The sequence below is a fragment of the Sporolactobacillus shoreicorticis genome, from assembly GCF_024125445.1.
Taxonomy (GTDB): domain Bacteria; phylum Bacillota; class Bacilli; order Bacillales; family Sporolactobacillaceae; genus Sporolactobacillus; species Sporolactobacillus shoreicorticis.
Genome location: NZ_JAMXWM010000010.1, coordinates 30,920 through 46,407, shown reverse-complemented (window position 1 = coordinate 46,407; position 15,488 = coordinate 30,920). Strand labels below are relative to the sequence as shown.

The 15,488-nt window shown below is 42.5% G+C and carries 17 protein-coding genes; 12 read left to right on the top strand and 5 right to left on the bottom strand.

The window, feature by feature from the left end:
• Positions 1-48: 48 nt before the first annotated feature.
• From mnmG to NIE88_RS09930, 5 genes are all read left to right on the top strand, one after another.
• Entirely contained in the window at positions 49-1,938 is a 1,890-nt protein-coding gene (gene mnmG / locus NIE88_RS09950) for a tRNA uridine-5-carboxymethylaminomethyl(34) synthesis enzyme MnmG (protein WP_253061722.1), read from the top strand.
• Between the two features lie 19 nt (positions 1,939-1,957).
• Positions 1,958-2,665 (top strand): 16S rRNA (guanine(527)-N(7))-methyltransferase RsmG, encoded by a 708-nt coding sequence (gene rsmG, locus NIE88_RS09945; RefSeq protein WP_253061720.1) that lies wholly within the window; start codon positions 1,958-1,960, stop codon positions 2,663-2,665.
• Positions 2,666-2,749: 84 nt separating this feature from the next.
• Entirely contained in the window at positions 2,750-3,619 is an 870-nt protein-coding gene (gene noc / locus NIE88_RS09940; protein ID WP_253061718.1) for a nucleoid occlusion protein, read from the top strand.
• 328 nt (positions 3,620-3,947) lie between these two features.
• A complete protein-coding gene (locus NIE88_RS09935) occupies positions 3,948-4,709 on the top strand; it encodes a ParA family protein (RefSeq protein WP_253061716.1) in 762 nt (253 codons plus the stop codon).
• Positions 4,702-5,562 carry a ParB/RepB/Spo0J family partition protein gene (locus NIE88_RS09930; RefSeq protein WP_253061714.1) on the top strand — a complete coding sequence of 287 codons (861 nt, stop codon included), beginning with the start codon at positions 4,702-4,704 and terminating at the stop codon, positions 5,560-5,562. Before NIE88_RS09935 ends, NIE88_RS09930 begins: the two co-directional genes overlap by 8 nt.
• A 184-nt stretch (positions 5,563-5,746) precedes the next feature.
• On the opposite strand, the gene yyaC is transcribed toward NIE88_RS09930, so the two are convergent.
• A complete protein-coding gene (gene yyaC / locus NIE88_RS09925; RefSeq protein ID WP_253061712.1) occupies positions 5,747-6,352 on the bottom strand; it encodes a spore protease YyaC in 606 nt (201 codons plus the stop codon).
• Positions 6,353-6,790: 438 nt separating this feature from the next.
• Here yyaC and NIE88_RS09920 point away from each other — a divergent pair, with 438 nt between their 5' ends.
• The 6 genes from NIE88_RS09920 to rpsR all read left to right on the top strand — a co-directional run bounded on the left by NIE88_RS09920 (position 6,791) and on the right by rpsR (position 10,881).
• Positions 6,791-8,173: a glycine--tRNA ligase gene (locus NIE88_RS09920; protein ID WP_253061892.1), complete on the top strand. Its 1,383-nt coding sequence runs from the start codon at positions 6,791-6,793 to the stop codon at positions 8,171-8,173.
• A gap of 82 nt (positions 8,174-8,255) precedes the next feature.
• Positions 8,256-8,477, top strand: coding sequence for a DUF951 domain-containing protein (locus tag NIE88_RS09915; RefSeq protein WP_253061710.1), 222 nt, complete (start codon positions 8,256-8,258; stop codon positions 8,475-8,477).
• Between the two features lie 63 nt (positions 8,478-8,540).
• A complete protein-coding gene (gene ychF, locus NIE88_RS09910) occupies positions 8,541-9,641 on the top strand; it encodes a redox-regulated ATPase YchF (protein ID WP_253061708.1) in 1,101 nt (366 codons plus the stop codon).
• Between the two features lie 123 nt (positions 9,642-9,764).
• Positions 9,765-10,070: a 30S ribosomal protein S6 gene (rpsF, locus tag NIE88_RS09905; protein WP_253061706.1), complete on the top strand. Its 306-nt coding sequence runs from the start codon at positions 9,765-9,767 to the stop codon at positions 10,068-10,070.
• Between the two features lie 30 nt (positions 10,071-10,100).
• Entirely contained in the window at positions 10,101-10,613 is a 513-nt protein-coding gene (gene ssb, locus NIE88_RS09900) for a single-stranded DNA-binding protein (RefSeq protein WP_253061704.1), read from the top strand.
• 37 nt (positions 10,614-10,650) lie between these two features.
• Positions 10,651-10,881: a 30S ribosomal protein S18 gene (gene rpsR / locus NIE88_RS09895; RefSeq protein WP_028978122.1), complete on the top strand. Its 231-nt coding sequence runs from the start codon at positions 10,651-10,653 to the stop codon at positions 10,879-10,881.
• A 247-nt stretch (positions 10,882-11,128) separates the two neighbouring features.
• Here rpsR and NIE88_RS09890 read toward each other — a convergent pair whose 3' ends face one another.
• The 4 genes from NIE88_RS09890 to NIE88_RS09875 form a co-directional block, all read right to left on the bottom strand.
• Positions 11,129-11,695, bottom strand: coding sequence for a DUF420 domain-containing protein (locus tag NIE88_RS09890; RefSeq protein ID WP_253061702.1), 567 nt, complete (start codon positions 11,693-11,695; stop codon positions 11,129-11,131).
• 113 nt (positions 11,696-11,808) lie between these two features.
• A complete protein-coding gene (locus tag NIE88_RS09885; RefSeq protein WP_253061700.1) occupies positions 11,809-12,453 on the bottom strand; it encodes an HD domain-containing protein in 645 nt (214 codons plus the stop codon).
• Between the two features lie 47 nt (positions 12,454-12,500).
• Positions 12,501-12,989, bottom strand: a complete 489-nt coding sequence (locus NIE88_RS09880; protein WP_253061698.1) for a chemotaxis protein CheW — start codon at positions 12,987-12,989, stop codon at positions 12,501-12,503.
• 119 nt (positions 12,990-13,108) lie between these two features.
• Positions 13,109-14,044, bottom strand: coding sequence for a cation diffusion facilitator family transporter (locus tag NIE88_RS09875; protein WP_253061696.1), 936 nt, complete (start codon positions 14,042-14,044; stop codon positions 13,109-13,111).
• A gap of 478 nt (positions 14,045-14,522) precedes the next feature.
• Between NIE88_RS09875 and NIE88_RS09870 the strand changes: the two genes are divergently transcribed.
• Positions 14,523-15,476 carry a YybS family protein gene (locus tag NIE88_RS09870; RefSeq protein WP_253061694.1) on the top strand — a complete coding sequence of 318 codons (954 nt, stop codon included), beginning with the start codon at positions 14,523-14,525 and terminating at the stop codon, positions 15,474-15,476.
• The last annotated feature ends 12 nt before the right edge of the window (positions 15,477-15,488 follow it).

The following is a 15,488-nucleotide window of genomic DNA, read 5'->3' as shown; positions in this document are numbered from 1 at the left end:
TTAAATAGAACGAGGTTACTATAAACGAAGGAGAATGGAGGATCAGAAATGAAAGCTTATGAGGCCGGTACCTACGATGTGATTGTTGTGGGTGCCGGACATGCCGGAGTTGAGGCCGGACTTGCGTCTGCGCGAATCGGTGCGAAGACACTGATGTTGACGATCAGTTTGGAAGGTGTGGCTTTCATGCCATGCAATCCGTCAGTCGGCGGCCCTGCAAAGGGAGTGGTTGTTCGCGAGATTGATGCGCTCGGCGGTGAGATGGGGCATAATATTGATAAGACCTATATTCAAATGAGGATGCTGAATACACGGAAGGGTCCTGCTGTTCGTGCATTGAGAGCACAAGCGGATAAACAACTCTATCAACGGGCAATGAAAGAGACCATTGAAGAAACGGACAATCTAACGCTCAGACAATGCATGGTCGATCGTCTGCTCGTGGAAGACGGTGTCTGCAAAGGTGTGATTGTCGCAACGGGAGCAACCTATCGAGCGAAAGCTGTTGTTTTAACAACAGGCGTTTATTTGAAAGGAAAAATTATTATCGGTGAACTGCAGTACGAGAGCGGACCGAACAACATGCAGGCTTCGGTTAAATTATCCGATCATCTGAAGGAGCTCGGATTTGATCTTGTGCGCTTTAAAACCGGAACGCCGCCTCGGGTGAACGGACGGACGGTCGACTATTCCAAAACGGAGATCCAGCCGGGCGATGAAGCGCCGCTTGCTTTTTCCTATGAGACAAAGGAATTTATTAAAGAACAAATTCCTTGCTGGCTGACGTACACGAATTTAGCGACACATAAGGTTATTCAGGAAAACTTGGATCGTTCGCCGATTTTCTCCGGAGCAATTGTTGGAACGGGTCCCCGATACTGCCCATCGATTGAAACAAAGATTGTTCGATTTAACGATAAAAATCGACATCAACTGTTTCTTGAGCCGGAAGGAAGGGCAACAAAGGAGGTCTATGTGGACGGTTTATCGACAAGTATGCCGGAGGAAATTCAAAGAAAAATGCTCGCGACCATTCCCGGACTTGAAAAAGCTGAAATGATGCGGCCGGGCTATGCAATTGAATATGATGCGATTGTGCCGACGCAGCTATGGCCATCACTGGAAACAAAAAAAGTCAGTGGTCTGTTTACTGCAGGGCAAATTAACGGTACTTCCGGATATGAGGAAGCTGCCGGGCAAGGACTTATGGGCGGGATTAATGCGGCAAGAAAAGCGCTTGGCAAAGAGCCGCTGATTCTTGATCGCTCTGAAGCATATATCGGTGTATTGATTGACGATTTGGTAACAAAGGGAACAAAAGAACCTTACCGCTTGCTTACTTCTCGAGCTGAATATCGTCTGCTGCTTCGACATGATAACGCAGATCTGCGATTGACGGAAATTGGGTATGATATCGGCTTGATAACGGAAGAACGTTATGAACGCTTTATGGTTAAAAAGAAACTTATCGAACAAGAACGGAACTATTTTGCCGTAACGACAATCAAGCCATCGGAGCTGGCAGATGAATTATTTAAGACTAAGGGGGCTGCACCGCTTAGGGAACCGATGAAAGCCGATCGCTTGCTGAAAAGACCTGAATTATCCTATCAAGATGTAGCCGTTCTTCTTCCGGAGCACGGTGAAATTCCTCCGGAAGTGGGTGAGCAGGTTGAGATTCAGGTGAAGTATGAAGGTTATATTACTAAGCAATTGCAGCAAGTTGAAAAGATGAAACGGATGGAGAAGAAGAAGATACCTCAAGATTTGAACTACGACAAAATTGATGGTATTGCTACAGAAGCACGACAGAAGTTAGCGAAAGTACGACCGATATCCGTAGGACAGGCGTCACGTGTGTCCGGTGTCAATCCAAGCGATATCGCAATTTTGCTTGTCTATCTGGAAGAGGGCAGATTAGCGAGGCGAACAGGTTGATCATTTGTAGGAGGATCTTATGGATTTTTTAGAAAAATTGCTGAGCGAAAAAAACATTCATTTAAACGAGATACAGAGACATCAATTCCAACTTTATTATGAGATGCTGATTGAATGGAATAAAAAGATGAATTTAACAGCAATAACGCAGCCGAAAGAGGTCATAATTAAACATTTTTTCGATTCTCTGACCCCTTGCTTTTATTTTTCAGTTCAAAAGGCGCAAACACTTTGCGATGTCGGGTCCGGTGCGGGCTTTCCTGGAATTCCTATGAAAATTCTGTTTCCAACTCTTAGGTTGACCATTGTTGATTCGCTTCAAAAAAGATTAACCTTTCTGCAAGCAGTTGTGGAAAAGCTAGGCTTGAATTATGTAACACTCTGCCATGACCGTGCGGAGACTTTTGCCCGAAAATCAGGCATTCGTGAAAATTTTGATCTTGTGACTGCGCGAGCGGTCGCCAAGTTGGCTGTGCTTTCAGAGTACTGTTTACCACTGGTACATCTCGGAGGAATGTTTGTTGCGCTTAAGGGCAGTAATGCGGAGGACGAGGTTCAACAAGCGGAAAACGCAATAAAGCAATTGGGCGGGCAAATAAGTCGTGTTGTCTCACTTGATCTTCCGGATAATAATGGAAAGAGATTTCTGGTGCGCATTGATAAAATTTCATCCACGGCAAAAAAATACCCGAGAAAACCTGGCATTCCAATGAAAGACCCACTTTAATTGTTCCACGTGAAACATCGGTAGCAGGAATTGCTGTTTGCGGGGAGAATAGTAAAGTCAGAGAGCAAAGGTGGTGGTGCGAGCATGAAAAATCATTTCTCAAAGATTTTCAATCACAACGCGCAAGAGGAGACAGCAGCAGCTCTGGATGCAGAACAAGAGCTTGAACAAGCGCGGGTTCAAGAAATTAAGGTTTCGTTAATCATCCCGAATCAGTATCAACCGCGCTCTGTCTTTGATGAAGAAAAAATCCATGAATTAGCAACTACAATCGAAGAACATGGAGTGATTCAACCGATTGTGCTCCGACCCACGGGAGATAAGTACGAAATAATTGCTGGTGAGCGCCGCTGGAGGGCAGTTTCATCTCTCGGTTGGGAAACGATTCCCGCAATTATTAAGTCCTTAAATGACGATCAATCGGCTTCAATCGCATTAATTGAAAATTTACAGCGAGAAGAATTGACAGCGATTGAAGAAGCAATGGCTTATGCACGTCTCATTGATATTCATGGATTAACCCAGGAAAGTTTAGCGGCCAAATTGGGTAGGGGACAGTCAACCATTGCGAATAAGCTGCGATTATTAAAATTACCGTCATCTGTTCAAAGTGCCATTTTGAAAAAGAAGATTTCTGAACGTCATGCGCGCGCATTAATTATTCTCAGAGATCCATTCATACAGGAAAAAATGCTTGAGGAAATTTTAGCAAAACAGCTGAATGTAAAACAGACTGAAGCAAAAGTGAAGCATTACCTGGAAAAAGCGGATAATAAAGTAGATGATAATAAAAAAAACAGGCGCTTTTCGATGAGCAGGGATTCAAGAATTGCGGTGAATACGATAAGACAATCTGTTCATATGGTTACTGATTCCGGACTGGATATTGATACACAAGAACAAGATATGGGCGACTATTATCAATTTACTATACGTATTCCTAAGAAAAAATAAGCAATGGTTAACCAGAGAGCGTTCCCAAAGTCTGCTCGTGACTGAGGAGCGCTCTTTTTATAAATTAAGTGATTTTATTCAGGATTGGCTGGAGGAAAATTTCAAAAGGGCAAACACGAAATGATCAGGATTTGGAGCATTTTAGTATAAAAACTTTGGTAAAAGATCAAACATTTTTTCATAGGTTGATGCTTTTCTGGAGATGACTTTCTTTAAAATAGTGCCGAAACAGAGTTTCTAATGGTTAAATTCGTGTAACACCACCCTGATTGAATAAATTCATGATAAAATAAAGTGTAGCGATTGAAGATTGAGAGTAGGTGGAAGTGTGAGTAAAACATTGGCAATTGCCAACCAAAAAGGCGGTGTCGGAAAAACAACGACAGCGGTTAATCTCAGTGCCTGCATGGCTACATTAGGCTGCAAGGTATTAATGATTGATATTGACCCCCAAGGAAATGCAACGAGCGGCTCAGGTGTGGACAAAGGTGATGTTGATGAATGTATATACGATGTTCTCGTAGACGAGGTTGAGATTTCAAAAGTGATTCATAGCTCTGCAATTGAAAACCTTGATGTTGTTCCTTCAGCTATTCAACTGGCGGGTGCGGAAATTGAACTGGTATCAACGATATCGAGAGAAATTCGCTTAAAACACGCCATCGAAAAGGTGAAAGATACATATGATTACATAGTCATTGATTGTCCGCCGTCACTTGGACTGTTAACAATTAATGCATTAACGGCTGCTGATGCCGTAATCATTCCGGTACAATGCGAGTATTATGCGCTTGAGGGACTGAGTCAGCTACTGAACACAGTTCGTCTTGTCCAGAAACATTTGAATCATCATCTTGCAATTGAAGGCGTCCTGCTGACAATGCTTGATGCGAGAACCAATCTTGGACTGCAGGTTATTCAGGAAGTTAAAAAATACTTTCAGGATCGCGTGTTTAAAACAATTATTCCGCGCAATGTACGATTGAGCGAAGCACCAAGCCACGGACAGCCAATCATAATGTATGATTCCAGATCAAAAGGGGCCGAAGTGTACTTAGACTTCGCGAGGGAAGTGATAACGAATGCCTAAAGCATTAGGAAGAGGGTTGGACGCTTTCTTTCCTACAGCGTTTAATGAAGAAATAGATAACGCGGTCGAACATGTAAAGTTAAATGAACTGCGTCCCAATCCCTATCAGCCAAGGAAAAAGTTTGATCAACAGGCTTTGGACGAGCTTGCAAGCTCAATCAAAGAACATGGAATTATTCAGCCGCTTGTTGTTCGAAAAAGTATCAAGGGCTATGATATTGTCGTCGGCGAACGGCGATTCCGAGCGGCGAAACAAGCTAAAATGGAAACCGTACCTGTCGTCGTCAAAGAACTGTCCGATGAAGCAATGATGCAAATCGCGTTAATTGAAAATCTTCAGCGCGAGAACCTTAATCCGATTGAGGAAGCTGAGGCCTACAAGAAATTGATGGATGGGCTGCACTTGACCCAAGAAGAGTTGGCAAAAAAACTTGGGAAAAGCAGACCTCATATTACAAATCACTTACGACTATTGCAGCTTGATTCAGCGGTTGCTGCCTTGATGGAGCAGGGAAAACTTTCAATGGGACATGGACGGGCACTTGCTGGTTTAAAGGATAAAAAGCAAATGGCACCGCTTGTTGATAAAGTCATCAAAGAGCAGATGAATGTTCGTCAGCTTGAAGCACTCATCCAGCAGCTCAATCACCATGTTCCACGTGAAACATCGAAAAAGAAACAGTGGGTAATGCCGGTAGAGTTAAAAGATCGTGTATTTGGATTAAGAGAAAAATATGGTACGGCAGTAAAAATAAAACCGAGCTTAAAAAAAGGAAAAGGCAAAATTGAATTGGATTACTACTCTGCAGAGGACTTATATCGATTGATTGATATTATGGAAGGACGACTCTAAACAGCCGTTTTTCTTTTTTTATCGCAAGTTTTATCTCATAGTTAGTAAATGGTCAAAACTTATAGAGCATTACCTGTAAAACTTCAGAAAATAGTCGGATATTCTGCATCCTGATGATAATCTGTCCTCGTTATTACTGCCATCCTGCGTATTTTTCATGGTCCTCAAAATAAACTCAGCAGTTTTAATCCATTAGAAACAGTTTTGATAATAATCGCCCTTTTCTACGTGAAAGGAGAGCAGCGCTGAGGCATTGTCCAATGACTTGAGATAAACGCATCACGATATGAAGACGTGTATTTTGAAGAACAGAGTATTCCATGAAACCGCTGATGTTGACAACACCAGTGATGTTCATATCACCGACAGGAATAAGCTCTTTTTTAACTCCTGCTCCCGGTAAGACCGGACCTTCTGCTATATTAATTTTGCCAATGTTTTTTTGCCTTCCAAGACAAGCATCAATGCCGATAATAAATGGATTTTCATGAGAGGCATTAATCAGAGCAAGTGTTTCCTGCAAATTCATAGCATGTACCGGTTTTTCCAAGGTTCCGTAAACTGAGGTATCTGCCAGATGATGGCGCTCAAGATAGGAGCCGACAAGGGGACCGAGAGCATCACCGGTTGAGCGGTCTGTACCGATACAAACAACAACGATGGGCGAAGTGCCGATTTCCGGTAACGAGTGACGTATGGCTTGAATAAGTGCATGGTGATTGCTGTGATCCTGATAATGAACTTGCGCTATGATTTTTTGTCCCAATCCCTGCTCGAATTTTAGATTCATAGATTCGCCTCCCAAGTATCAACAGTATATGAATGATAAAGGATTCTTATACATTTGATGGGCAAAAAAGTCTGGTGAGGTGTGACAGGCTGAACAATTGAAGCAAATAAATTTTATTATTGGTATGGCATGCTAAAAATCTGTCTTTTTCATAAGAAATAGGATATACTATGTATCAGAAAAGCCAGCTTAAAATAAAGTGATAGTCAGGCGATGAAGGAAAGGAGTACTCATTGCAGCTGCAAGAAGCGATTCAGGGAGAGTGGGAGCCTGATTGCCGCGGGTGAGGAAGGCGTTTCTGAGCCATTGCATGATCAAGTGGGTGCGATTCAGTCGCATCAATTAGGGTGGAACCGCGTGAGCAAACAAAAGCTTTCGTCCCTAGGCAGGAGCCTAGTGGATGAAAGCTTATTTTATTTTGTTAAAGGAGCAAAAGATATGAGCAAAACAATGGAACAGGTTGTGAACTTGGCGAAACAAAGGGGGATTATCTTCCCGGGATCGGAAATATACGGCGGATTGGCTAATACGTGGGATTACGGTCCAATCGGTGTAGAATTGAAAAATAATGTTAAAAAAGCATGGTGGAAAAAATTTGTTCAGGAATCGCCTTATAATGTAGGGCTCGACGCTGCAATTCTAATGAATCCAAAAACATGGGAGGCTTCGGGACACATCACGAACTTTAACGATCCAATGATTGATTGTAAGAAATGCAAGTCTCGTTTCCGTGCGGATAAGCTGATTGAAAGCAATATTCCTCAGGCAGAACTTCCCGGACCGGTAGATGGACTGACTTTTGAAACGATGCAGCAGCTTATCGAAGATCACCATATTCCCTGTCCGGAATGCGGTGAGCATGAGTTCACGACCATTCGCCAGTTTAATCTCATGTTCAAAACGTATCAGGGCGTGACAGAAACAGCTAAAGATGAAATTTTTCTTCGACCGGAAACAGCGCAAGGCATTTTCGTCAACTTTAAAAATGTACAGCGGACGATGCGTAAAAAAATTCCGTTTGGCATCGGTCAGATAGGTAAATCATTCAGAAATGAAATTACGCCGGGTAACTTTACATTCAGGACGAGAGAATTTGAACAGCTTGAACTGGAATTTTTCTGCAAACCAGGCGAAGATGGAAAATGGTTTCAATTTTGGCGCACATTTGGCTATGAATGGCTGAAATCACTGAATGTAAAAGAAGAAAATCTTCGTCTGCGCGATCATGAAAAAGAAGAACTACCTCACTACAGCAACGCAACGACCGATATTGAATATTTATTTCCATTCGGATGGGGCGAGTTGTCCAGTTTGTCCTCACGTACTGACTATGATCTTCGCCGTCATATGGAAGTTTCCGGACAGGATCTTCAGTACATTGATCAGAACAATAATGAACGCTATATTCCTTATGTTATTGAGCCTTCGCTTGGTGCCGACCGAGTGACTCTCGCATTCTTAGCCGAAGCTTATGAAGAAGAGAAGATCAGTGAAAAAGATACACGAACCGTGCTTCACTTCCATCCGGCATTGGCACCCTATAAAGCAGCGATTCTTCCGCTTTCTAAGAAATTAGGTGAAGAAGCGATGGCTATTTACCGAGAACTCGCGAAAGATTACATGGTTGACTATGATGAAACCGGTTCGATCGGCAAACGGTACCGACGTCAGGATGAAATTGGTACGCCGTTCTGTATCACCTATGACTTTGATTCGAAGACCGACGGAAAAGTAACCGTGCGCGATCGTGATACGATGGATCAGGTGCGCTTGTCGATCAATGAACTTTCTGCGTTTCTTAAAAATAAAACCGCTTTTTAACAACATAGATTTACTATTCGATCTATGATAAAAAGTGATTTTTGGTACCGTTAGAGAAATTCTAAATATTGGAGGAAGGACGATGCCGAATCCTCGTATCAGTTTCGATCTGAATGATGTTGTGGCAATGAAGAAATCTCATCCATGCGGTGAAAATCAATGGAAGATCATACGCATGGGTGCGGATATTCGTATCAAGTGTCTTGGCTGCGGGCACAGCGTCATGATGCCGCGAAGCGAATTTCAACGCAAAGTTAAGAAGATTCTTGAGCATGGCTCCAAGGCGGAGAACAATGAAATGTGATAGGAAGGCGACAAACGGCTTCTTTCTTAAAATGGTAAGAAAAACCCAGGGGGTTGAAGGTAAATGAGCTTGACTACAGGTATTGTCGGTTTGCCCAATGTCGGCAAATCAACATTGTTTAATGCAATCACACAGGCCGGTGCAGAGATGGCCAACTATCCATTCTGCACCATTGAACCCAATGTCGGAATCGTCAGCGTACCGGATGAACGTCTCGATAAATTAACTGAGATGTATCACCCAAAGAAAACCATTCCAACAACTTTTGAATTCACGGATATTGCCGGATTGGTAAAAGGCGCGAGTAAAGGTGAAGGGCTTGGCAATCAATTTCTGGCAAACATCCGTCAAGTGGATGCGATTTCTCATGTTGTGCGCTGTTTCGAAGACAAGAATATCACTCATGTGTCCGGAAAAATTGATCCGATCGATGATATTGAAACCATTAATCTTGAATTAGTTTTATCAGATATGGAGCAGGTGAATAAACGGATTGATCGTGTGGAAAAATTAGCGAAGCAGAAAGACAAGGCGTCAATCGTTGAATTTTCTGCGCTGACAAAGCTAAAAGATGCATTTGAAGCAGGCAAACCGGCAAGACATGTTGCTCTGACTGAGGATGAGGAAGCAGCGATCAAGGCTTTTAACTTTCTGACGAAAAAGCCTGTACTGTATGTTGCCAATACTTCGGAAGATGATGTAGCCGCACCAGATGAAAATCCATATGTACAGGCGGTAAAAGAATTTGCTGAAAAGGACGGGGCAGAGGTTGTCGTTATTTCAGCACGGATCGAATCTGAAATTGCCGAGCTTGAAGGAGAAGAAAAAAAGGTGTTTCTTGAGGAGTTAGGACTAGATTCTTCCGGCCTTGATCGACTGATTGCCAAAGCCTATGATCTGCTCGGTCTGGCGACGTATTTTACAGCAGGAGAAAAAGAAGTACGAGCTTGGACATTCCGTAAAGGAACAAAGGCACCGCAGGCAGCTGGTATCATTCATTCGGATTTCGAACGCGGCTTTATTCGGGCTGAAATTGTTTCTTATGGAGATCTTATTGCGGCCGGTTCGGAATCTGCGGCGAAAGAGAAGGGACGGCTGCGCCTTGAAGGGAAAGATTATGTGATGCAGGATGGCGATATTGTTAACTTTCGTTTCAACGTTTGACAATGAATTTGAAAATAACTTGTATTGACAGGTAATTTATGCTATTATATTGATCTATGAGTGAGTAAACTTGCTCTCTGCTCCTTTAATGGAGCCGCTTAGTCCAAGGGGAGGTGAATGATTGTGCGCAAATATGAAATTATGTACATCCTCCGTCCGGATCTGGAAGAAGAACAGGAAAAAGCCGTTAAGGAAAAACTGGCTTCCATTCTGACGGATAACGGCGCCGAAATCAACGAAGTCAAAGAAATGGGCAAACGACGTTTAGCCTATGAAATCAATGACTTGAGTACCGGTGTCTATGTTGTTCTGTACGTAACCGCAGGCAGCGAAGCCATCAATGAATTTGATCGTTTGGTCAAAATCAATGAAGATGTACTCCGCTTCATGACGATTAAAGACGAACGTAAACCTGAAGAAGCGAAATAATTGAATTAAAAAGAAAGGAGTTTGATCCTGATGATCAATCGCGTTGTTTTGGTTGGACGACTGACGAAAAATCCGGAATTACGGTACACGCCGAACGGTGTTGCAGTAACGAGTTTCACGATCGCTGTGAATCGCCCGTTCTCAAACCAGCAAGGAGAGCGGGAGGCTGATTTTATACCGGTCGTTGTCTGGAGAAGACAAGCTGAGAATGCAGCTAACTTTCTGCAGAAGGGAAGCTTAGCCGGCGTTGACGGCCGTATTCAGACCCGAAATTATGAGAATAACGAAGGTCGACGGGTTTATATAACGGAAGTGGTTGCCGACAGTGTGCAGTTCCTTGAACCGAAAGGCGCAAGACATGCAGATGGGGGCAGTTATGCGCCAAGCAGCGGCGCATCCTCAGAACAGCAACGCAGCAGCTATGCACCGTCCAATAACCAAACGAACAATTTAGGTCAGAATCAGGGCGCTCCTTCTTTTGAAGATCCATTCGCAGGCGACGGGAAGCCGATTGATATATCGGATGATGATCTGCCGTTCTAATTGTTGAATTCAATTGAAAACTAAGGAGGTGCCGGATATGGCAGTACGCCGCTCACGTGGTAAGCGCCGTAAGGTATGTTTCTTTACCGTTAATCACATTACTTATATCGATTATAAAGATGTTGATTTGCTCAGACGATTTATTTCTGAACGAGGAAAGATTTTGCCTCGTCGTGTAACAGGAACCAGTGCGAAGTACCAACGCCAATTGACAAGAGCGATTAAACGTGCGCGTCAAATGGCTTTGCTTCCGTACACTACGGAATAATGATGATATTAAAATAAAGAGGCTGTCTCAGAACTTGATTAAGTTCCGGGTAGTCTCTTATTTGTATTTGAAAATGCAGGTGAATAGTTGATGCACCTTACATGCATAGCTGTTTATTGAATTTTTAATTGGAATCACAATTAGCTTCAAGCGCTCGTGTCTCTCCATCTCCATCAATCCCCGAAATAACGAATTCATTTTTTTGAGAAGTTCAAAAGCTCCGAGTTAGATCGGAGCCTTTTGTTAATCAATAATAGGGTGCCATCATCACGTAGACAATGACTCCGGTTAGACTTACATAAAGCCAGATCGGCATCGTCCAACGGACAATTCGCTTGTGCTTTTCGATCTGCATGGTCCAGCCCCATACGAGTGAGAGCAGAGCAAGCGGAACAACAAATGCAGCCAGCGCGCTATGCGTGATTAGTATGAAAAAATAAATTGGCCGCATGAGACCTGCACCCCCATAGTGAGGCGGCGCAAGATAATGGAACGATAAATAGGATACTAAGAACAGCAATGTGGATGTAAATGCTGCAAGAATAAATCCGCGGTGAACGTTGATCTTCTTATTCTTAATGGCTACGAGTGCGGAAATGAGAAAAATAAAGGTAAAACTGTTAAAAATCGCATTAAATCGTGGAAGCAGGTAGACATCAAATCCGATGTGTCCCCTGTACCCGATAAACGGTGCAAAGAAAAGCAGCAAGATAAAAACGTCAGCGATCACGGAAAAAGCAAGAATTGATACGATATAGCGTCTGTTGTTTTTCGCCTGGTCTTTACTATTTTGCAATTCCGCTGATTTCTGCATAGCTAGGCAACTCCTTTTGTCATAAAACAGACACATTTACTTAATCATAGGGGAGAAGCGAAGAGGAATCAAGAAAAAAGTTTAGACAGGGCAGAGCTTTAATTTTTCAATAATCATATGTTTTTATCAGCGAGCAGCAAGTGTTCCGTAATTGATTTAATTCGTGTATGCGAGATAACTTCTTCTTCAATCATTTCTTTAAGAATGACATCGATAAAATAACGAACCGATGCCATACCACTGAATTGAATGATTGAGGTGAGTGCCTCTTTGTAAATTTGAAAAAAAAGCGGTTCGGGATTTCCCTTCTGTATCTCGCCATAAGCTTCATAGAGCAAATCAATTTTATCTGCTACTGCAAGGATTCGTCCTTCCAGCGACTGGTCTTTACCCTCCTTAAATCGAGCTTCATAAACCTGACGGAACCGTTTGGGAAATTCTTTATCCAAGTATTCCTGTGTCATGGATCCTTCAACTTGAGAAAAGAGTTCGCGGAGCTTTGGAAGGGCATACTTCACCGGTGTTTTAATATCGCCGGTAAACAATTCAGAGTAATCATGGTTAATCGCTTTTTCATAGACGGTTTTCCAATCCACATCTTGTCCGTTCTCGGCTTCAACAGTCGCTAAGAATTGCACAATGGTAGCTACTTTAAATGAATGACTGGCAACAGAGTGTTCTTGATATTTAAAAACACCTGGACAGCGATAGATGCCTTCCAGGTCAGATAAGCTTTGAAAGTATTTATGAATACCCATAAATGTCTCCTCCCGCTTAAATAGTTATTTGATTTGTAAACTATGATTCAGTTAATCGCCGAGTATCCGACAGCTTCTCGCTCTTTTGCATTCAAAACGGTGGTAAACTGTATCAATTTTTCGATGCTGAGCAGCGGTATTTCTTTATCTTGAAAAGCAACGGTCTTTGTGATCAGCCCATCGGGATTTGTCGCATCTTCTTTTGCATCGGTCAGTTGTCCGGGTCCAAAAGAAAACGTATCGCCGACTGCGTCGATGTCCAGCGCTGCGGTCTCCGATCCTGCAACGCAGACAACGTATTTTTTATCCTTATTCGAAAACGGGTTCTCTGATGCATGGAAAACCAGATTTAATAAAAGAACAGGAATAATCGACCCGCGTACGGAAATCAATCCGGCGAATAAAGGATGAGTAACTGGGACAGGAAGGATCGGGACCGGCTCAAGAATTTCCTTAATATCTTTAATCAATACACCAATTTCTTGAGAACCAACAAATAATGATATACCTGTGTACTCTTCTGAGCTCATCGCCATTTTTCAATCACCCCATAAAATTTTCTGCGCTAAGTTATTAATTTACTTACAACCGCCTAGTATTTATTTCGAACGAAAACACAGTTTACTTAACACTATAAACGAAAAGTTCATGCTCGTCATTTTTTTTCCAAATGAGGTACAGAATCCGGTTCGACTAATACTTGATCCTTGTACCATGGATTAATATGAATCAGTACTTCGTCTACATTGGGATACGTGTGAATCATTTTTGAACGGATCGCTTCGGTAAGATCGTCGCCTTCTTGAATGGTATAAGAAGCCGGAATCCGAATTTGGGCATCGATAAGTACCACATTCCCATGTTCGCGTGCACGTAAGATATCAATGACTTTTACCTCAGGAAATGAAAGGAAAACTTGGCGGTATTTTTCTTGAACACTTTCATCAACACTGCTTTCCATAAGCACATTGATCGCTTTGATAATCATCACAATGGCAATTCTTAAAATTAAAATAGAGACAACAATACCTGCTACCGGATCGCCATAGTGTGTGTAGGGAAGATGGAAAATAGTTCCGATCCAGCCGATACCAAGTCCAAGGGCGGCGGCAATTGATGCATAGATGTCTGCCAAGTGATCGGCAGCAGTCGCATACAGACTTTTGCTGTGATAACGATCCGCCCCCTTTTTCGTGTAGATATAGAGCAGCCACTTTGCCAAAGCAGAAAAAAGGGCGGCGGCGAAAGCCCAGATACTTACGGATGATATCGGTCCGAACAACGCTTTGACGGCTTCATACGTTAAAAATAATGCGGCAACGATCAGGACAATAGAAATGAATGCGGTTGAGATGTCTTCTGCTTTTCCGTGTCCGTAAGGATGCTCTCGGTCGGCCGGGTGATTAGACAGCTTCATAGAACCGATGGTGGCAATGGATGCAATAACGTCGCCTCCATTGTGCACGCCGTCAGCAACAAGAGCCGTACTATGGAAAATCAATCCGAAGATGATTTTTATTAGCGTTAGAAGCAGGTTGCTTACGAGACTGACCCATGCAGTTAGCAGGGCTTTAGGTCCTTCATAGGTCATAATGATTCACACTCCTTAAATTGTTTGCTCAAGGCAAGTCGGGAAACAGAAAAGGCAATCCGCAAGCGGACCGCCTTTTTAAAAGAATCTATGTTCACTGTTAATGTATTCATGGAGGGCACCAACTCTCGTTGATAAAATGAGTCACTGGCAGTAACAAGGAAAGTGACTTTAAGCCTTTAAAATAAAACGCTTTCTTTTTGATTTTAAGTTAATACTTTCAATTATATAAGGTTCTAAGTAAATTGCAAGAAGAAGATCGCTCTTTCATTAAAAAGTGCTTTTGTATTATAATAAAACTTATGGTGTTGCCAAGTTTTGCTGGTGAAAAGGGCGGGTAAACGCCTAATTAGGCGGAAGAGTTAAAGTACTTTCAATGAGTCGAAAAAACATCCGCTTAATCTTTAAGTAAATGATTCATCATAATTGTAATACAGGTTAGGATAATTCTGTACAGCCCAAGCTGAGAGGTGTCACTATGAGTGATCGAAACGCTCTGTATCGCGGAGCGCTTGCAACGATTTCATTATATTTGTTAATTGTTTTAACCTTTTTCTTGCCTTATGTGTCGTTGCTGACCATCTGGCTTATTCCGTTACCGCTTATGTTTTTAGCTGCTAAGGACGGCTGGAAACTTACTTTGAGTGTTTTTGGGCTCGGACTTTTGTTTCTGGTTATTTTAAATCATTCGTTTTATTTGTTACTCCCGCTTTTTTTTATGTTACTTGGGGGTGTAGTCGGTTATATGATTTACTTGAAAAAATCAACCTTCGCACTTCTCTTGGCCGGAAGTCTGACCAACATTGCCGTGTTGATTGTCTGTTTAGCAGTATCTGTGCTTGTCTTTCACTTTAATCCGGCATTAGCAGCGCAATCCGCCCTTAATGATCAATTTCAGCAATCTGTAACGCAAATGCCATCGATGATCAAGAGCTTCAATCTGAGTGCAGATGAATTGATGACACAATATAAGATGCTGAGCAGTACGCTTGTACGGCTTACACCGGTGTTTATTATCATTGCAGGCGTTTTTTACGCATTGATTGTTGAATTAATCAGTTTGCCGATTTTGCGGAAACTTAACGTTGAGGTGCCGCACTGGATTCCGTTTCGCAACTGGCAAGTGCCGAGAAGTATTATCTGGCTCTACTTAGCTGTGCTATTTATTGTCTGGTTCGGCGCGGATCAAGCGACACCAATTTATACAGCCGCACTTAATGTCGACATTATTCTGCGTATTTTGCTTGCTGTTCAAGGATTCAGTCTTATTTTTTATTACACATATATACGGAAATTTCCGCTTGTTGTTCCGATCACAGTGACTCTGGTGACGGTTATTTTTGGACCATGGTTACTGCAATTGGCATGTATATTGGGTATAATTGATCTGGGTTTCAATATTCGGAAGAAAATCGGCGGGGAGAAGCTGTAGATGGGTTGATCA